Genomic DNA, 17,924 nt, shown 5'->3' with positions numbered 1-17,924 from the left:
GCAACTTGTAAACATTCAACATTAAACCTAAATTCATTTGGGTTTATCTTGAAAATATGGTTAACCGATCACGAATGAAAAAAGATTAAAGGATTAAAAAACAAGCGTTCGGCAGTCATAGGACCGGACGCTTCTTTACCCACATTCCACAGGCTGGACAAACCGCGTTAAAACCAACACGACACGCATAAATTTGCTAGGTCCGACCACGTATCTAGCGAGGGTTATTTCAATCTTCTGACCGTCGCTTATTTGGCGTGGGATTTTTTCATAACAGCTAGAGGATTTATGACCCTGTTGTAAAAAGTAAATCAGTAACTATTAAGAGGGGATGAGGTTGTACATGGGAGTTAGATTCAACGGTATCGGAATTTTTGTCTGTGATATCAAAATAATGGTTGGATTTTATCGAGACGTACTTGGTTTAGAAATTGATTGGAACGGAGAAGGTCCCTATGCCGAATTTAAACATGACGGAATCCGAATAATGATGTATGAGAGAAAGTTATTACCGGGCTACTTAGGAACAGATGTTTCCTTCCCTACCGGATTGAACGGATCTTTTGAATTAGCGATTGACCTGCCTCTTTTTACCGATGTAGACAATGAATTTGAGAGAGTCGTTCGTCTTGGTGCACAATCCGTTGTATCACCCAGAAATGAACCTTGGGGAATGAGAACCTCTTATGTGGCTGATCCAGAAGGTAATTTAATTGAGATCGGCTCATGGGGAAAAGGAGAACCGAAGTCGGAGTGATTTTATTTGGTGTCAAGGGCGAGGACCGCATATCTTAGGTACTCAGGTGGACCACTGCTTTTGATTGAACATGGTCGCTGACCGCCTGTAGTGAAAAGTTCATCCAATGGGCTGCTTCCTTCTGAATGACGCCGTATATGTCTAACGGATAGGCTTCATCCAATCGCCGTTCAGCCTCCTTTAATTCCCCGATCAAAGCATGTTTGTTATAATGGTGACATGATGATTTATGAAAGGCGGGTTCCTAAATGCTCGGTTGGTTAGAGTTAACCGCAGGCTCCATCATTCTTATTCTTTTGCTTGTGTTCGTTAAAGTAGGCATTCCCATTTTACTTATCATAGGTGCCTACATCGCCTATAAAAGGTTTACTTCACCGGCAGAAGTGGCAAAAAGACGTTATGCTAAAGGGGAAATTACCTTTCAGGAGTTGCAAGACATCCTTAGGAATTTGGAGGTTATGAAGTAGCCCCTTTTGTTAACTCGCCTTATCCCACATCGTATTCGGCAACTTACCCATCGTATCCGTACGCAGTTCATACACGTCCAGGTCCATCACACCGGCCTGGTCGTTTTTATTTTGGGCCAATCATTGCCGTAGTGTTCGCCGCTGTTCCCGTAACTTCCTCATCGTCCGATTGTGACCTTCAATGTCCAATTTTGGGTTCAATTAATGGCCAGACTATTAAAATCTATAATTTGTAACAGACTTTGGAAAATATGGTTTGGCTATCGGGCTCTAAATAATCTATCAATTAATTGGTTATATTAAATAGTAGTAAATTCAATGCTTAGAGGTGCATCATGGAACATTTGGTAGTTAGTATAATCATTTGGTCATTAGTTCTAATAATTATTCCGATGAAAAGAATTTTTGAATTACGGTATGCTGTTTATGTGTCTATGGTCTGGATGATCTTTCTAGATAATCTATCGTCATACTTAGGGTTTTACAGCTTTGAACACGTTTTAATCCCCATTGGTAGAGCTTCATTATTTCAACTGCTTGCTTATTCAGGGATTGGTATACTCATGATTAATTGGTTAACAAAAAGTTCAATATCAAAGCTAATTTCTGTTACTTCTGTGGCTGCAGTATTCTCAATTCTACAGTACGCTTATATCCAAAGAGGAGCTTTCAAGTATGGAAGCTTTGATATGATATTTAGCGTAATATATAGTATAGCGGCACTATCACTATTTATATGGTTGTCGCTGGCTATAGTCGGGGAAGATAAAGTATATTCCGGTAAAAAGACACGAGATATAATAAAGTAATTCTTAGGGTTATAGGAAAGCTAAAGCTAGGTTATTCTAGTAGAATCAATATTCAATGAATGCTTTTCCAGGATTATATATAGTCCTAAACATAAATAGCGAAGTTGTGTTAAGTAAAATAGATTCCAACCGTCATTAAAAGTCAAAATGTTCAATCTCATCATTATATAGTCGCTTAATAGAACCACTAAAAAAGGGGCAATTTCCCAATACGACTTATTTAGAAAATTAATAAAGAATATATAAACTAAAGATAAAATCAAGTGGTATGGTACATCAAACAAAATATCATCAAGAAAGTAATTATTATTCAAACCAATACCAAAATGCTGTTTGTTTAAAATCAAAAGTATTACAGATGGACCTAATAATAACAACCATGCTATTAAATAAAATGCAGTGAATCTCAGAAGCTTATGCTTCTCTTCTTTCATGATCCAAAAACACTTTCTTGTAATAAAAAGGAACACAACAACTACTATTCCCGTCATGTAAGTTCTCCACCAGTGGTGGGTATATATTCCTAATTTAAGGAAGATTTCTTCTACAAGCATAAAGAAACCTGATATTAAGAAAATCCAGTAATATTTTAATTGAAATGCAGCTACCAAAAGTGTAAATCCACCCCAAAAAAAGCCGTTACACACTAAGTGCCCATAAATACTTTCTTGAATAGAGTCAGCGAATAAACCTGGTTTGTATGTATAACTATTAAATACAAATAGTATTACAACCTCACATAGATAGGCGAGTGCTGACACGAATAAAAAAAACGAAAATAAGTCAATGATGCTTTTTTTCTTAAACAAAGTAAAGATTATTAATACTAGGCCAAAAATAGTCAAACCATGATACCAGTACAGGTTTGTCATAATTCTCTCCAATATATTCCGTATTTACAGTGATTTCAGAGAATGCCTTGATTTGTTTGTCTTCCAGTACTATTTTTGCATGTATTCGAAAAAATATACTCGAAATCAGTTTTTTTAATCAACCTACTCAACCACCGAATCCACACCCCTTCTATAATCCCAGTAGGAATAGTGACAGACTGCGGGTTCAAGTATCTGACGCCGACTCCACTACAAATGCGGGTTAGCAGGATCACAAGGTGAAGAGAAAAACTAAAAGTAGTTGCCGTTGTAGTTACAGCGGGCATCTATGGAAAGGCTATGGGGTTGATATGGCCGGTACGCAGGGGAATCCGACGGAGGCACTGAGCTAACGGCCGTTTTTTTGCGTTGTAATCGGTGTGTTTTTATTAAAATTGATTTTACGGTAAGGTGAACCACTGGCGGCGTCTGGGGCCGTTGGGCGGTTCTTTCATGGTTGTATCCAACAGGCAACTGAGCGTTTTGAAAACGCGAGCAATATTATTCAAAAGAACAGGAGCGAATTCCTACCTATTACCCACAAAACCTCTGGAAAAAGCGCTTTTGAAAACATCGATATTTTTCGAACATCTTTTAAATCGTGGGTCGAGATTTCTGATTCACTTATTGAACTGAGTGATCAACCGGTGGTTAGTCGTGACGAGTTGATGCAGCGTCTTGCCGATTCGGATACATTGTTCGAAAAAACTCGTGGTTCCATCAATGAGTTAGGCGAAATACTAGACGGTTATGGCACTAATGATGCAAATAAAAGCAGAGAAAGATTTTTATCATCAACTCTTTTTCTTATTGTGACTTGTCTTTTTTTCATTGCTTCTGCCTTCATATTAAGCTTCTTCGTCTACCGTCGACTGAAGAATTCATTAAATGAAATAAAGCATGTAACGGAACAGATGTCAGCGGGTGATTTTTCCGTTTCCCTATCCTCATCATTGAAAACCCAAAGAGATGAAATTGGTCAAATCGCCGCTTTCATCGACATTTTCCAAGGTAATATTCGCAAAACTCTCCATGAGATGCTCCAAACTGCACAAGAATTAGCATCCTCCGGTCAACAATTAGCGGCAACCACCAAGACCGTTTCGTTTAGTATGAACAATGTCTTATCCTCAACCAATGAAATATCAGCAGGGACCCAGTCTGTTTCAGCTTCAGTAGAGGAAATAACCGCTTCTAGCCAAGAAATGTATGCAGGATTACAATTTCTGAACCAAAGCGTCGACAATGGAAAAGGGCAAACTAAGGAAATCGAGATACGCGCCCTAAATCTCAAAAACGATTCCATCCGTTCGAGTACATCCGCCAATCAACTGTATGAAGCAATCAATCTTTCCGTACTTGCAGCAATTGATGATGCAAAAGTTGTTGACCAGATATCTGCACTCGCAAGTTCTATATCTGCCATCGCTTCACAAACGAACTTGCTCGCTTTAAACGCCGCTATCGAAGCAGCACGAGCTGGAGAACAGGGTCGAGGATTCGCGGTCGTCGCAGAAGAGGTAAGAAAACTATCGGAGGAATCGTCAAAAACGGTAGCGAATATTCAAGTTGTAACGAAACAAGTCGGCCAAGCGATCGATGTGCTTGTTGATAAAACCAATGAGTTGCTGCGATTTATCGACAATACTGTCACGAAAGATTATGAGCGACTTGTAACCGTCGGAAATCAATACCTCTCTGATGCCGATACCTTCTCAAGCTTATTTGATCACACGCAAAGTATGAGTGGACAAGTTCTCACTTCCGTATCCGAAGTAAACAAAGCGATTGTTGCAGTAGCCGATTTGATTTTCAAAATCTCTTCTGAGACTACAGATATTGCAAAACGGTCGGAAGAACTCAATATCTCGATTTCTGAGGTCAACTTAGCTATGATGACACAGGCAAAAACAGCTGAACAAATCAATAAGATGGTTGCACGTTTCAAGATGTAACCTCCCTTCAGCACAAAACAAAAAAGACCTCGCCGGTGGTGGCGAAGTCGCAGGATGTTCAGAAATGGCTTCACTACATATGCAGGTTAGCGGGTTCACCAAATTATTTTTCAAGCAGTTGATTTACTAAATTTTTCACCTTGTCTTTGCATTTTTTACAATCAGTAGCTACCTTTGTAACTTCCTTTACATTCTTAAAAGACTTCGCACCGTTTTCAATAGCATTTTTTAAGTCTCCGTAAGTTATCTTTTTACATTTACAAACAACTTTATTAGTATCTATAATGCAACCCTCCATTGTTGATTTTTATTTCTATTATAGCAGAGAGTTGTGCCAAGTACGTATGTAGCCTACATCTAAACGCAATCCAATTGTTTCCAATATCTACAACCCCACTCATCCGATCGGAGGCTGGGGTTTTCTTTTGTTTTACATCGATGAATAAATAGGATTGATATCGGAATGAACTGTGGTAAGTTCTTTCCCACTCTCCGAATATCCTTGACAGATAATTACTCCCCCTTAAAACTTCAGAAAAGCCTTACGGCAAGTGGTGGGACCGGACGCACAACTAATGTGCAGATGATATCTTTTCAGTGGATACACCTAACTCCTAAAAACGAATCGCACTAGTTGTTAAATGAAAAGAATACAACTATTACATAAAGAAATATGACGATACCCATGACAATAGCAAATAACTCGTTAGTGATATCTGCAAGTTTCACTAATTGGCCTCTTTTTGCTATGCCCTGTAATCCACTTAGAATAATGAATAAGCTTAAATTTATCATGTTAAATATCGTTACATCTGCTCCGAGTAAACCTCGGACAGTGTCGGGGGCTAATAACATAAACGTCGATAGACTACCCAGTGTAACCCCTAGGATTACACGTGCTATAGCGATCTGAGTTCGATATCTGAAAAGATGTTTGAATTGTATTAACATTATATATCACCTAATCCTTGGTCTTATAAGAGCCGAGTAATTCATGCCAACTCCGGCAAAGATGATTTGCATAATTGTAAATTGGATTTAATTTTGCTATTCAATGCATCAGCCGATAACCAGAGTCTTGAAATGGTTTCTTGATGTCATCATTTAAGCCGGTATTCAACGATGGCTTTACCTCTCCTGCTATGATCTGTGATTACTTGCGGTATTTTTACGGTCATGTAGGCCCATTGTCGGTATGCAGTGATAAAAAAACAGCCCTCCCTTATGGGCTGGGGCTGTCGGGCTGAAGTTGGTTTATTTTTCTATAAACCTATTAAAAGCTATGCTTCTAATGTATGAAAGAAATGATTCAACGAATAAAGTTAGTAATTGCCCGAGATTCTTTTTCCGGAAGTGTAATGCCAGCTGCCTTACCTGCTTCAATGGATTTTAAAAGCCATGCCATATTATTACCTAGTGTACGCATCGTCTGAATACCTTCTAAATCCTGCCTAACTTCGTCGGGTGTATTACCATGAACCATATTCCAATACTGAGACGATACAACCGGCATATTACTTATCGTGAAATATTTATTAATTTGGTCGAATGTAGCTGTGGTGCCACCACGTCGGGCACTTACAACTGCTGCCGCAGGTTTATAGTGAAAGATCCCTCTTCGGAGACCAACAAAAAATACTCTGTCCATAAAGGCCGTTAACGTGCCCGACGCTGAAGCGAAATGTACCGGAGAGCCAAAAATAAAACCATCTGCCTCAATTGCCTTTTCTAAAAATTCATTAACTGTATCCTTCATAAAGCAAATACCAGTTTGCTGACAGGCATAACAACCGTGACATCCGGAAATCGGCTTCTTACCAACGTGAAATATTTCTGTTTCAATAGCCTGTTTTTCTAACGCTCCGGCTACCTCAGTCAAAGCGGTATAAGTACATCCTTTTTCGCGCGGACTACCATTGACAAGTAAAACTTTCATTAAAAATCGCTCCTCTGCTACGAAAATTACAAGCACTAATAGTTTGTTCGACGTACAGAAGATATATCCTTTTTCAGGCAATTAAAACCTCCTTTCTCACCGTTTGTGCTGTGTTCAAAGTAACTCATTATCGCTTTTTCCGTACAGTCATATACGTCTATAACTGTAGTCGGATATCCAAATAAGCAAGTGAATAAAGCCCTACCGGGTTTACCAGGACCGATTCGGTTACAACTATCTGAGCTAGGGCGCACCGAATAAACTCTATATGTTTGACTTCTTTTGAAAATGGAAAAAGCGTCGTAGCTGTCAGGAGCCAGACGCTTTACTTCATTATTTATTGAATCTCAAAAACTTCGTTTAATCGAGTGAGCCTGAAAATTTCCTGAATGAAATTTCTAGGTTTGATAATAAACACGTTCCCACCATACTCTTGAGTTCTTTTTAATATAGATACTAAAGCACCCAAGGCAAGTCCATCGATAAAATCAACCTGGGTCATATCAATGTGTACAAAGTACTTACCATGGCCAACTAGATCAAACAATTCTTGCTTTAACTTTTTGGCTTGAAGTACCGTAATGTTCCCCTTTAGTCTAAGGTAGATATTATCTCCGTTAAATGTTAGTTTATAAGTCATAACCCCACCCTTATGTCTAAGCTCCGGTGTCTATTTTAACATCCCACATGTATAAATATTGTCGATTTCAGTCAAGAAGCAGTCGGGAAAGGAACTTTTAACGCTTTTGTTCAAATGAATGCATGGGTTACAAAAAAACCGCGGTCCCGTGAGTTTTTTTCACAGAACTGCGGTTTTACAGTCAAGCCTTAGGGATTTTTCCTAGGTACTATCATTATTTTGCGTTCCGAGACACCCGGATCAATCCAGCACAAGTGATGATTTCAACACCGCGGGCTTCCAAGGCGTCTAAGAGTAGGTTCATTCCCAAAGAGTCACTGGCCATGTGACCGGCGATGACGACGTTGATGTGGTTCTTTTCTGCCTCTTTGCGGTGCTTTTCACCCATGTGCATACCAACGATGGTGCCTACCCCCGCTTGGGAGAGTTTCCCGTATGCGTCTTCAGAACCGGAGGTGCCACCGGTCATGTCGACCATGACTTTTCCACAGCGACCTTCAGGACGACCCGTAAAAAGGGTTGGACCGGAACCCATATCAGCGGCTGCTTTATATTCGGGAATTTCCTTTAAGAGCTTCAGGATTTCGCTCACTTTGGTCGGTTTTTTCTCTTCGATTTTTTTGGTCAGAAAAGTCTGCACCTGATTGTCGGCAGGCGTATGGACGCACATCATCGACAGACCTAAAAGACGGGCAGCGTCGACAGCACGGTTATGGTTAAGGGGAGCTAATCCACGTTTGACCTCGCTGATGCGGCTAGACAGCAGTCCTTCGGCTACGTTGATGGGTACGCCCAATTGAGCCAGCAGATCCTCTTGCATATGCATGACGTCGTGGAGAGCCGATAGGGCTTTGCCTTCCGGATGGTGTGCGATGATCAGGTCGATGGGCTGGCCTTTTTGGCCGAGACGATCGGCGAGCAGAACTTCGCCGACTTCGATGTCCACACCGACAAGGATCCGCTTCACGTCCCGATCAAGGTCGCCTGCTAAGAATCGGGTGTCGCTATAGGGATTCTTTAAGGCCTCTTGGTCGAATTCGGCTTTTTGTTCCACTTTCATTTCTTCGAAGTCTTTCGATTTTTTGGATAAGAGGGATTCTACTTCATTACGACCACGGGGGTCTGCATCGATACCCATGGAGACCATGAGTTCGTAAATTTCACGTGCCTTCAATGATATTCCTCCTAAACAATGCGGTTTTCGAAGTTTTCCCGCAAGTATCGCAAGATTTTATTACCCTTTCGGTTTCGCGAGAATCTTTTTGACTTCCTCAAGAGGGTGGCAGTTCAATATGTCCTTTGGCTCCAACCCGGCCCGGCGGGCATTGTTTACGCCGTAGGAGATATCCCCTAGTTTAGCCCGGTCATGAGAATCGGTGTTGATCGATAACATGATGCCGCGTTCTTTCGCCATTTTGGCGTATGGCGCAGCCAGGTCGAGACGATCGGGCGATGAGTTGATCTCCAAAATCGTTCCTGTTTTCGCCGCCAAGTCAAGCAACCACTCCATATCGACATCATAAGGCTCCCGAGCGCCGATGAGTCGGCCTGTCGGATGGCCAATGATATCGACATGAGGATTTTTTAAGGCTGTTTCCAACCGGGCATGGACCTTGTGCCGCTCTTGCCGCAAACCAATATGAACGGATGCGATGACCAGATCGGTTTCTTGTAGCATCTCATCGGGGAAGTCCAACCGGGCATCAGGCAAGATATCCATTTCAATCCCTGAAAAGACGGTAAAGTTTTTATCACGATGGGAGAGATTTCGAATGGCCTGCCGTTGTTCCCGTAGTCTCGTCTCGGACAATCCCCGGGCGACGCTGAGCGACTGGGAGTGGTCCGTAATCGCCATGTATTCATATCCTCGTTCTCGTCCGGCGTCGATCATCTCCTCTAATGAAGATACGCCGTCGCTCCAATGGGTATGAATATGCAAGTCCCCCCGGATGTCAGTGATCTGGACGACTTCCGGTAGTTTTCTCTGGGCAGCAAGCGCCACTTCGCTGCCTTCCTCTCGTAGTTCCGGCGGGATCCAAGGCAGGTCAAGATCACGGTAGAAGTTGATTTCAGCTTCCTGTGAGGTGATAAAACGCTGCCAATCGCCACTGCATCCATCGCCCCTCTTGGCTCCCCGCTCCTGCAAGGCGGACCAATGAGCATAAGACCCCGTCGTTTCCACCCACCGCGCGATGAATTCGGCTTCGTCGACGACTTCCACCTGGACCGGTAAGCCAAAGCTCAACTGGAAGCGAACAAAGTTGGCGCCATCGTCGACCAATTTTACAGCGGCAGGGTGTTTTTCGACCAAATCAAGAATTTTATCAGGCTCTTGGGATGAGCTGAGCAAGTGGATTTCCTCTACGACCTCTTGGCTGCGGCGAAGGTCACCGGTGATTTCGACTCGGTGCACTTCCGGCAGGTTTTGTAGAAATCGGACAAACTCTTCCGCCATTGGACGGGCTACGCCGATGCCAAACTTCCCGCTCCGGCGGCGCAGCATCTCCACACCGCGGATGACCGCGACTTCTGTCTTGGCGGCAATTCCAGGCAACAAGCGAAGCTTATGCTTTCGGGCGCCTTCTTCGAGTTCATCAAGGGTAGTATATCCGTTGCTAAAAAAGGTCCTTACGGCTCGGATGCCCACACCGGGCAAGCGGAGCATATCGAGCACTTCCGGAGGTACTTTTTCACGCAAGTTTTGGAGTTGCCGACTGGCGCCGTCTTCCATCATCTCGTCGATTTCAGCACAGAGGCCTTTGCCGATACCGTCGATTTTGGCCAGTTGCCCACGCTCGGATAAGGTCTTTACCGGTGTCTCGATCCCTTCGACAATCCGGGCTCCTTTACGGTACGCCCGTACCTTAAATGGGTTCTCTCCCAGGATCTCCATTAGATCGGCCATCTCCGTGAGGGCCCAGGCAATTTCCTGGTTGTGCATCGCTTCTCCCCCCTTCCGGCTATTTTGCCCAGGTAGCAAGGAAAAAAGCGCCGGAATCCCGGCGCTTAGAAATCGGGGAATCATTTAGAGGAGCCGGAATCTTCTAGAAGCTTGATCAGGTCGTCGTAATCTTCCTGAAGCTTCGCCAAGTCATGAGCTAAGTGAAAAGCGACCAGCACAGCCACCTTTGATACGGACAGGTGGTTCGCCTTACGGGCGATGTCCTGCATGCGCTCATCAATCATACCAGCCAGTTTTCTAACCTGTTGGGGAGGAACAGGGCTTTTGATAGTATAAGGTTCACCATAAATATGGACGGTTGTCTTAAAAACCTCTTCACTCACTTTGTAGCTCCCCCTCGACAGCGACAGCATTCGAGTTTTTCTGGTTGAGTAATCAATTTCCTTTTCGCTGCCAATGTCGAAAAACCCTTTTTTGAATAAACAATTATCTAAATTGTGCGCCTAGGCGTTCCATCAGAGCCGTTTTGATAGATTCGTGGGCATGATTGACTTCTTCGTCCGTGAGGGTACGGTCAGGTGCTTGATAGCGCAGCGTATAGGCGAGGCTGCGGAAACCAGCGGAGATCTGGTTGCCTTGGTATACGTCAAAGAGTCGCCACCGTTCTAAGAGGTTGCCGCCGACTTCGGCGATGACGGCTTCCACTTGGCCTGCCGGTACGGCTACGGGCAATACCATCGCCATGTCGCGGTCTGTAGACGGGAACCGGTGCAGTGGTCGATAGTCGCCTTTTGCCCGGGCCAGCAAGGTTAAGGCAGAAAGATCCAGTTCCATCACGACCGGACGGGCCGCAAGGTCATAAGCTTCCCGCACGTCAGGGTGGACTTCTCCCATGTAACCCAAGTCAAAGACCATACCGTCTTGAGTGATCTGTAACCGGGCTGCACGTCCTGGGTGTAGATAAGATAGTTCCGTCTCGCGGGACCAGGTAACGCCTTTGATTTTTAAAGCGCTCAACAGTTTTTCGACAATCCCTTTGAGGAAATAGAAGTCGTACGGTTGGGGTTTGCCGCTCCAATGGACCGGTGCTGCCCCCATGACGAGGGCCGATACTTTCCATGCTTCGTCCGGTAATTCTTTGAGCGGCAGCGCTTTCGGCAGGAACGTTCCTCCCAACTCAAAGATAGCTAGGTCAGGAATACGGCGGCTCGCGTTACGGGCGGCCAATTCCAAAAGTCCCGGTATGATCGTAGGCCGGAGGATCCCCTGTTCTTCACTCAAGGGATTTTGCACCGGGATGACTTGACGGAGATGATCCTCTGCAGGGATAGCCAGACGGTCCAAATGTCGGGGGTTGATGAAGGAGAAGGTCACCACTTCGCGGAATCCGCTGCCCACCAAGGCATCGATGATTTTTTCCCGCACCGTCTGGGGCCATGTGCGCTGTCCGACCGTCGTCTTGCCTTGAGGCAAGGTGGTTGGAATCCGGTCATAGCCGTAGAGACGGGCCACTTCTTCGGCCAAGTCATGCTCGCCTTGGATATCGGGACGATAGGTGGGCGCTACGACGATACCGGCATCCCTTTGTTCCCCTTCGGTTGCCGCTTCCCACTGCACAGGGAATTGAAGACGTTGAAATATGTCTTCCATCTGCTCCGGTTTAATCGTCGTACCCAGCAGGGCGTTGATCCGGCTGGCCCGGAAGGGGACTTTCACCGGTTCCGTCGGGCGCAAGTAATTGTCCACGTAACCAGGGACGACATCGGCTACACCCAACTGAGCTACCAGTTCGGCAGCGCGGTCCATGGCCAGCTTGACCGTGTTGATGTTGACGCCTTTTTCAAAACGCTGGGAGGCTTCCGAGCGCAAGCCCACTTGCCGAGCCGTGCGGCGTACGCTAGCCGGATAGAAGTGAGCCGCTTCCAGCAGGATTGTAGTCGTTTTTTCGGTGATCTCTGTCTCCAACCCGCCCATGACGCCAGCTAAGGCGATGGCTTTTTCGGGGTCGGCGATGACCAGGTTCTCCGAGTTAAGTTCCCGTTCTTGACCGTCCAGGGTGACCAGTTTCTCCCCGGTACGAGCGCGGCGGACTACAATATGACCGTCCTTGACGGTGTGATAATCAAAGGCGTGGAGGGGATGGTTCATTTCGAGCATCACATAGTTGGTGATGTCAACGATGTTGTTGATGGGGCGCATCCCTGCGGCCTGCAGGCGGCGCTGCATCCAAAGCGGGGACGGACCCGGCCGCAGGTTGGTGAAAAGGCGAGCCGCATAACGTCCGCAGAGGTCGCTGTCTTCAATGGTGACCTTCACTTGCTCTTCTGTCCGGCCTTCTCCTTTTTCCACCACTTTCACATCGGGAAGCTGCAGCGGTTGGCCCGTAATAGCCGACACTTCTCGGGCCACATTGATCACAGCCAAACAGTCGGCCCGGTTGGGCGTCAATTCTAATTCAAGGATAGGCACATCAAGTCCTAAAGCCTGAGCGATCGGCTGTCCCACCTGGGCATCTTTATCGAGGATCAGGATGCCTTCTCGGTCTTCTGGAGAGATGGTCTTTTCTTCAAGGGCTAATTCTTCGGCGGAGCAGAGCATCCCCGATGATTTGATGCCGCGAAAAGCAGCTTCACCGATTTCCACTCCCTTGGGGAGTTTCGCACCGGGAAGAGCCACCGGGACTTTATGGCCTTGGCGAACGTTTTGGGCGCCCGTGACCACTGTATATTGACGGTCTCCCGTATTGACTGAGCAGACCCAGAGACGATCCGCTTCGGGATGTTTTTCGATAACATCGATATGACCGACAACGACCTGATCCAATCGGGCGTCTCGGCGAAGGATATTCTCTACGGCGATGCCGGAACGAGTCAGTTTCTCGCCTAAATCGGCCGCTTCCATGCCGGGGTTGACGTACTCCCCCAGCCATTCCAAGGATACACGCATGGGATTCACCTCATACTTTTATGCGTTTCAATATCTATCGTTACATGATCGTAGAATCTGGGGTGAATTGGCTTACTCCGCCAATTCACCCCAGATTTTTCTGTTCTCGAAAAAGGGAATCTAAAATTGGCTTAAAAACCGCATATCATTTTCATAGAGCAGACGCATATCATCAATACCGTACTTCAGCATGGCGATCCGTTCGACGCCCATACCGAAGGCGAAGCCGGTTACTTCGCTCGGGTTATAGCCGCCGTATTTCAACACGTTGGGATGGACCATGCCGGAACCAAGGATTTCGAGCCAGCCCGTGCCTTTGCAGACACGGCAGCCGCTGCCGCCGCAACCACAGGAAATATCCACCTCGGCACTCGGTTCGGTGAAGGGGAAGAAGGACGGACGGAGCCGAATCTCCCGCTCTGGACCGAACATCTGGCGGGCAAAGGTGAGCAAGGTGCCCCGCAGGTCGCCGAAGGTGATGTTTTTGTCGACGACCAATCCTTCCACCTGGTGGAACATAGGGGAATGAGTGGCGTCATCGTCGCGACGGAAAACCCGTCCCGGGCAGATCACTTTCACTGGCAGTTGGGGACGGATCCGTTCCATCGCCCGGATCTGTACCGGCGATGTGTGGGTGCGCAACAGGATATCTGGTGTGATATAGAAGGAATCCTGCATGTCCCGGGCAGGGTGATCTTGCGGCAGGTTCAGGGCCTCAAAGTTGTAATAGTCGGTCTCCACTTCTGGGCCTTCGGCGATTTCATACCCCATCCCTAAGAAGATTTGTTTGATTTCGTCGATGACGAGGGTAAGGGGATGCTTACTGCCGACGAGGGCTACCTGTCCTGGAAGAGTGATGTCGATGGCCTCACTCGCTAAGCGTGCTTGTTTTTCTTTCTCTTTGAGCTGGCGGCTCTTTTCCTCGAGCATAAATTCGATGGCCGCCCGGACTTCGTTGACTAAAGCGCCCATGGCTGGGCGTTCTTCGGCGGGAACTGCCCCCATGCCCCGCAGAATTTGGGTCAGTTCGCCTTTCTTTCCGAGATAACGGACGCGCCAGTCTTGCAGCGCTTCCGTCCCTTCCACTCCTTGCAGCTCATTGGCAGCTTGGAGCCGAATTCGTTCCAATTGTTCGCGCATTTGGTAAACCTCCGGTATATTCGGTTTGTCCACGAAGGGCCTTTGATAAAAAACAAAAAACTCCCATCCCCAATGGGGACGGAAGTTATTTTCCGCGGTACCACCCCGCTAGGCTGCAGAAAATACAGCCCACTCGGCCGACAAGTGTCGTTTCCCGATAACGGCGGGAACGCCGTCGAGACCTACCCACTTGTACGGCATGAAGATGCCGACAGCTTCAGCCTGAAGCTCCCGGGCGAATTTCCTCCCTATCGGCTTGAACGGGGCTTTCAGTCTATGGCACCCGTCTCCCTGGCAAGCGACGCTAGGAGTACTTCTCCCGTTCTACGCTTTTCCCTGCTCTCTACTGTATCAGCAAGCGCCGATATAGCATATATGCTGCAACCGAACCCGTCATTGTGAAGACACGCCAGAAAAAGTCAGCGGAAAACACCGACGACCACAACCTTTCTGCGTTCCAGGGTCCACCAGCTAGGGAAATTATATCATAGGCCTTTTTTCGAAGCAACCGAACGATGGCGAGCGGCTTCAAAAATCAATACAGAGGCAGCGATGGCGGCATTGAGCGACTCTACCGGGGGAACCAAGGGGATGCTCACGGTCATGGACGCCTTATCCCGAAAGAGCGGTTGCGGACCGACCGCTTCGCTGCCGATGACGACAGCGACGTTCTTCTGTGCCCATTGGGCTTCGAAATAAGGTACACCATCAGTGGCATCGGCCACAACGATGGAGATCTTTTTTTCCTGTAGTATGTTCACCAGTTGTTCCACAGAGGGCACTGTAGCTACGGGTAAGCGAAAAAGCGAACCCATCGCCGCCCGAATGACTTTGGGGCTGTGGGGATCGACCGTCCCTGCCGTGAGCAACACTCCCGATAAGCCGGCCCCTTCGGCTGTCCGAATGATGGTTCCCAAGTTTCCCGGATCTTGCAGTCCGTCGACGATCAATATAAAAGGATCTTCTTTCTCAAGCACAGCCTTCCAGGGAACGGTAGGCAGCGGGGCTACCGTAACGATACCTTGGCTTTGTTCCGTTTCCGTAATGGAAGCCAAGGCTCGCTCGTCGACGTCAACGCAGTTGAGGCCGGCCGCGATGAGCTTATCTAAAAGGATCTTCCCCCGAGGATTGTTGGCGACCCTCTCCGTGTAAAGAGCGTATTCGAGAGCGAGTCCGGAAGCTACGGCTTCTTCCACGAGGCGTACTCCTTCGATCAGGTACTTCCCCGTTAAGATTCGCTCTTTCTTCCGCGAAAGAGAGCGCGCTTCCTTTATATATTGGTTGTTGAGCGATGTGATCGTCAACGGGATTCCCCCTCAAAACGGTTCAAATCTTCGTTGGAGCCGACAGCCACGATGATGTCTCCGGCGGCAAAAGTCGTATCGGCCCCTGGAGACGCGATGACATCATCACCTTTACGAACAGCGATTACGGTGATGCCATAGCGAGCCCGCAGGTCCGCTTCACCTAAAGTCTGACCGATGAACCGTTCCGGTGTGCGAATCTCCACCAAAGAATGGTGCGGTGATAGTTCCAAATAGTCCATAACCGAAGAAGTGGCTAGCGCATGAGCAACTCGAACCCCCATATCCCTTTCGGGATAGACAACCTGATCGGCTCCGACTTTCGTCAGTACCTTACCGTGGAGATCGTTCTGGGCCTTAGCCACTACATGCTTGATTCCCATATCCTTTAAGATCACCGTCACCAGGATGTTCGCCTGTATATCAGATCCGATGGCGACGATGACCGTGTCGAAGTTGCGGATGCCTACTTTTTTGAGGACTTCTTCATCTTTGGCATCAGCCTGTAAAGCATGGGTGACAAAGTCGGCGACTTCGTTGACCCGTTCCTCCGACGTATCGATGGCCAGCACTTCATATCCCATCTGGTAGAGCGTCTTGGCAATGCTGGTACCAAAACGTCCTAATCCGATCACCGCAAACTGCTTGGCTTCTTTCGATTTTAATTTGGCCATGTCTTCGTCTCCCCCTAGCCGACCATAACACGTTCTTCTGGATAGCGAATTTTCGAAGGTTCCCCATTATTTAAAGCAACAGCAAGAGTTAGCGGTCCCACCCGTCCAGCAAACATGGTGAGCGCGATCAGTATGCGGCCGAAATCGCTTAAGTTTGGCGTCAATCCCATGGTAAGGCCGACTGTTCCGAAAGCCGATGTCGCTTCAAAAAGCAACGCCAAGAAATTCGCATTTTCACTAATCGTCAGCAACATCGTTACCATCATTACCAATAGCCCCGATAACACGGCAATCCCAATCGCTTTATAAACGTTATCCGGCGGGATCCTCCGCTCCATTATGCCCACATCGATTTTCCCATTGCGCATACTCCAGACCGCGGCGAGGAGGGTCGCTAAGGTCGTAGTTTTGATCCCACCGCCTGTCGAACCTGGCGATGCACCGATAAACATAAGTATGACCATGAAAAACTGTGTGGCCGGACGAAGATCCAGAATAGCCAATGTGTTATATCCTGCTGTCCGGGGCGTAACACCCTGAAAATAGGATGCCAGCAGTTTTCCCGACCAACTCAAGATTCCGAGTGTCTTCGGGTTGTTCAGTTCCAGTAAAAACACGGAAACGGATCCAATGATGACCAAGGCGATCGTCATCAACCAGACAAGCCGGGTGTGCAGTGAAAAACGTTTGATTTCTCGGAATCGGTAGGTTTCGGCGATGACTGTAAAACCAAGGCCGCCAAGAATAATTAAGGTGGAAATCGTCAAAGTGACCACGGGGTCTTCCACGTACCCCGTGATACCACGAAAGCCGCCGAATAGATCGAAGCCAGCGTTACAGAAGGCAGATATGGCGTGAAAAAAACCATAGTATATCCCTTTTGCCAGTCCCATCTCCGGAATAAACCGCAACGATAAGATGACACCGCCAATTCCTTCGATGAGAAAGGTGGCAAAAAGCACGTGTCGAGCCAGTCGTACAACCCCTTGTACCGACATGCTGTTCAAAGCCTCTTGCATGAGCAGACGCTCTTTAAGGTTGATTTTTTTCCCCATCAACAGGTAGATTAGCGTTGCCATCGTCATAAAGCCCAGGCCGCCCACCTGTATCAAGGTGATGATGACCAATTGCCCCAAAAGGGAGAAATTATCATGGGTGTCCACGACGACAAGACCTGTGACACAGACGGCAGAAGTAGATGTGAACAGGGCGTCCAAAAAACGGGTACCCAAACCACTGCGAGATGCAACCGGTGTGCTCAGCAGGAATCCTCCGAGGAATATAATGAGAGCAAATCCCAAGACCAGCACCTGAGACGGCGAGAAACCGTAGGCAGGTCTTTTTCCGCGTACATAGGGGGCAAACACGGGCTTCGGCGGCTCATATCTTTGCATAGATGAACCTCTTATCTCCCTGTATAGATTTAACAAATAGACTCTATAAGGACGTCATCTAAACAACTTTCCCTTAGCTTTCCCAGAAAAACAAGACATGACCAATGGCCATGTCTTGTTTTGTAATC

At 47.0% G+C, this 17,924-nt stretch carries 18 protein-coding genes and 1 other annotated feature; of the genes, 4 read left to right on the top strand and 14 right to left on the bottom strand.

Going from position 1 to position 17,924, the window contains the following annotated elements:
* The first annotated feature begins 343 nt into the window (after positions 1 to 343).
* On the top strand, positions 344 to 757 hold the full coding sequence (locus tag GJ688_RS15745; RefSeq protein WP_155477509.1) for a VOC family protein: 414 nt from the start codon (positions 344 to 346) through the stop codon (positions 755 to 757).
* Between the two features lie 34 nt (positions 758 to 791).
* On the opposite strand, the gene GJ688_RS21060 is transcribed toward GJ688_RS15745, so the two are convergent.
* Positions 792 to 920 (bottom strand): hypothetical protein, encoded by a 129-nt coding sequence (locus GJ688_RS21060; protein ID WP_268892086.1) that lies wholly within the window; start codon positions 918 to 920, stop codon positions 792 to 794.
* An 85-nt stretch (positions 921 to 1,005) separates the two neighbouring features.
* On the opposite strand from GJ688_RS21060, the gene GJ688_RS15740 reads away from it, so the two are divergent.
* Entirely contained in the window at positions 1,006 to 1,224 is a 219-nt protein-coding gene (locus tag GJ688_RS15740; protein WP_155477505.1) for an SHOCT domain-containing protein, read from the top strand.
* A 335-nt stretch (positions 1,225 to 1,559) separates the two neighbouring features.
* Positions 1,560 to 2,033, top strand: a complete 474-nt coding sequence (locus tag GJ688_RS15735; RefSeq protein WP_170292069.1) for a hypothetical protein — start codon at positions 1,560 to 1,562, stop codon at positions 2,031 to 2,033.
* 26 nt (positions 2,034 to 2,059) lie between these two features.
* Here the strand turns inward: GJ688_RS15735 and GJ688_RS15730 are convergent, their stop codons facing one another.
* A complete protein-coding gene (locus GJ688_RS15730) occupies positions 2,060 to 2,905 on the bottom strand; it encodes a hypothetical protein (RefSeq protein WP_170292068.1) in 846 nt (281 codons plus the stop codon).
* 647 nt (positions 2,906 to 3,552) lie between these two features.
* Here GJ688_RS15730 and GJ688_RS15725 point away from each other — a divergent pair.
* Positions 3,553 to 4,860, top strand: coding sequence for a methyl-accepting chemotaxis protein (locus GJ688_RS15725; protein ID WP_155477502.1), 1,308 nt, complete (start codon positions 3,553 to 3,555; stop codon positions 4,858 to 4,860).
* Between the two features lie 103 nt (positions 4,861 to 4,963).
* On the opposite strand, the gene GJ688_RS15720 is transcribed toward GJ688_RS15725, so the two are convergent.
* From GJ688_RS15720 to GJ688_RS15665, 12 genes are all read right to left on the bottom strand, one after another.
* Entirely contained in the window at positions 4,964 to 5,158 is a 195-nt protein-coding gene (locus GJ688_RS15720; protein WP_155477501.1) for a (2Fe-2S)-binding protein, read from the bottom strand.
* Between the two features lie 1,011 nt (positions 5,159 to 6,169).
* Positions 6,170 to 6,796 (bottom strand): flavodoxin family protein, encoded by a 627-nt coding sequence (locus GJ688_RS15715; RefSeq protein WP_155477508.1) that lies wholly within the window; start codon positions 6,794 to 6,796, stop codon positions 6,170 to 6,172.
* 337 nt (positions 6,797 to 7,133) lie between these two features.
* The gene (locus tag GJ688_RS15710) at positions 7,134 to 7,436 is read right to left on the bottom strand and encodes an STAS domain-containing protein (RefSeq protein WP_155477500.1); all 303 of its coding nucleotides are present in this window, start codon (positions 7,434 to 7,436) and stop codon (positions 7,134 to 7,136) included.
* 214 nt (positions 7,437 to 7,650) lie between these two features.
* The gene (locus GJ688_RS15705) at positions 7,651 to 8,610 is read right to left on the bottom strand and encodes a Nif3-like dinuclear metal center hexameric protein (RefSeq protein WP_155477499.1); all 960 of its coding nucleotides are present in this window, start codon (positions 8,608 to 8,610) and stop codon (positions 7,651 to 7,653) included.
* A gap of 60 nt (positions 8,611 to 8,670) precedes the next feature.
* The gene (gene polX, locus GJ688_RS15700; RefSeq protein WP_170292067.1) at positions 8,671 to 10,377 is read right to left on the bottom strand and encodes a DNA polymerase/3'-5' exonuclease PolX; all 1,707 of its coding nucleotides are present in this window, start codon (positions 10,375 to 10,377) and stop codon (positions 8,671 to 8,673) included.
* Between the two features lie 80 nt (positions 10,378 to 10,457).
* Entirely contained in the window at positions 10,458 to 10,721 is a 264-nt protein-coding gene (locus GJ688_RS15695) for a cell division protein ZapA (protein WP_170292066.1), read from the bottom strand.
* Between the two features lie 103 nt (positions 10,722 to 10,824).
* The gene (gene pheT, locus GJ688_RS15690) at positions 10,825 to 13,284 is read right to left on the bottom strand and encodes a phenylalanine--tRNA ligase subunit beta (RefSeq protein ID WP_155477496.1); all 2,460 of its coding nucleotides are present in this window, start codon (positions 13,282 to 13,284) and stop codon (positions 10,825 to 10,827) included.
* A 120-nt stretch (positions 13,285 to 13,404) separates the two neighbouring features.
* Positions 13,405 to 14,424 (bottom strand): phenylalanine--tRNA ligase subunit alpha, encoded by a 1,020-nt coding sequence (pheS, locus tag GJ688_RS15685; protein ID WP_155477495.1) that lies wholly within the window; start codon positions 14,422 to 14,424, stop codon positions 13,405 to 13,407.
* 71 nt (positions 14,425 to 14,495) lie between these two features.
* Positions 14,496 to 14,760: a binding site (T-box leader), on the bottom strand.
* 7 nt (positions 14,761 to 14,767) lie between these two features.
* Complete coding sequence (locus GJ688_RS21410; RefSeq protein WP_170292065.1) at positions 14,768 to 14,857, bottom strand: YqzL family protein; 90 nt, start codon at positions 14,855 to 14,857, stop codon at positions 14,768 to 14,770.
* Positions 14,858 to 14,909: 52 nt separating this feature from the next.
* Positions 14,910 to 15,728: a TrmH family RNA methyltransferase gene (locus tag GJ688_RS15675; RefSeq protein WP_155477493.1), complete on the bottom strand. Its 819-nt coding sequence runs from the start codon at positions 15,726 to 15,728 to the stop codon at positions 14,910 to 14,912.
* The gene (locus GJ688_RS15670) at positions 15,725 to 16,402 is read right to left on the bottom strand and encodes a potassium channel family protein (RefSeq protein ID WP_155477492.1); all 678 of its coding nucleotides are present in this window, start codon (positions 16,400 to 16,402) and stop codon (positions 15,725 to 15,727) included. The genes GJ688_RS15675 and GJ688_RS15670 overlap by 4 nt, the downstream gene beginning before the upstream one ends.
* Before the next feature lie 14 nt (positions 16,403 to 16,416).
* Entirely contained in the window at positions 16,417 to 17,796 is a 1,380-nt protein-coding gene (locus tag GJ688_RS15665) for a TrkH family potassium uptake protein (protein ID WP_155477491.1), read from the bottom strand.
* Positions 17,797 to 17,924 lie beyond the last annotated feature (128 nt).

The organism is Heliobacterium mobile, from assembly GCF_009720735.1.
In the GTDB taxonomy this organism is placed as follows: domain Bacteria; phylum Bacillota; class Desulfitobacteriia; order Heliobacteriales; family Heliobacteriaceae; genus Heliobacterium; species Heliobacterium mobile.
The sequence above is the reverse complement of the archived record's forward strand: the minus strand, read 5'-3'. Positions and strand labels throughout refer to the sequence as shown.

Excerpts from the sequence above, each read along its gene's own strand:
- GJ688_RS15745 (WP_155477509.1), top strand. The coding sequence starts at position 344 with ATGGGAGTTAGATTCAACGGTATCGGAATTTTTGTCTGTGATATCAAA.
- GJ688_RS15740 (WP_155477505.1), top strand. The coding sequence starts at position 1,006 with ATGCTCGGTTGGTTAGAGTTAACCGCAGGCTCCATCATTCTTATTCTT.
- GJ688_RS15735 (WP_170292069.1), top strand. The coding sequence starts at position 1,560 with ATGGAACATTTGGTAGTTAGTATAATCATTTGGTCATTAGTTCTAATA.
- GJ688_RS15730 (WP_170292068.1), bottom strand. The coding sequence starts at position 2,905 with ATGACAAACCTGTACTGGTATCATGGTTTGACTATTTTTGGCCTAGTA.
- GJ688_RS15720 (WP_155477501.1), bottom strand. The coding sequence starts at position 5,158 with ATGGAGGGTTGCATTATAGATACTAATAAAGTTGTTTGTAAATGTAAA.
- GJ688_RS15715 (WP_155477508.1), bottom strand. The coding sequence starts at position 6,796 with ATGAAAGTTTTACTTGTCAATGGTAGTCCGCGCGAAAAAGGATGTACT.
- GJ688_RS15710 (WP_155477500.1), bottom strand. The coding sequence starts at position 7,436 with ATGACTTATAAACTAACATTTAACGGAGATAATATCTACCTTAGACTA.
- polX (WP_170292067.1), bottom strand. The coding sequence starts at position 10,377 with ATGCACAACCAGGAAATTGCCTGGGCCCTCACGGAGATGGCCGATCTA.
- pheT (WP_155477496.1), bottom strand. The coding sequence starts at position 13,284 with ATGCGTGTATCCTTGGAATGGCTGGGGGAGTACGTCAACCCCGGCATG.
- pheS (WP_155477495.1), bottom strand. The coding sequence starts at position 14,424 with ATGCGCGAACAATTGGAACGAATTCGGCTCCAAGCTGCCAATGAGCTG.
- GJ688_RS15670 (WP_155477492.1), bottom strand. The coding sequence starts at position 16,402 with ATGGCCAAATTAAAATCGAAAGAAGCCAAGCAGTTTGCGGTGATCGGA.
- GJ688_RS15665 (WP_155477491.1), bottom strand. The coding sequence starts at position 17,796 with ATGCAAAGATATGAGCCGCCGAAGCCCGTGTTTGCCCCCTATGTACGC.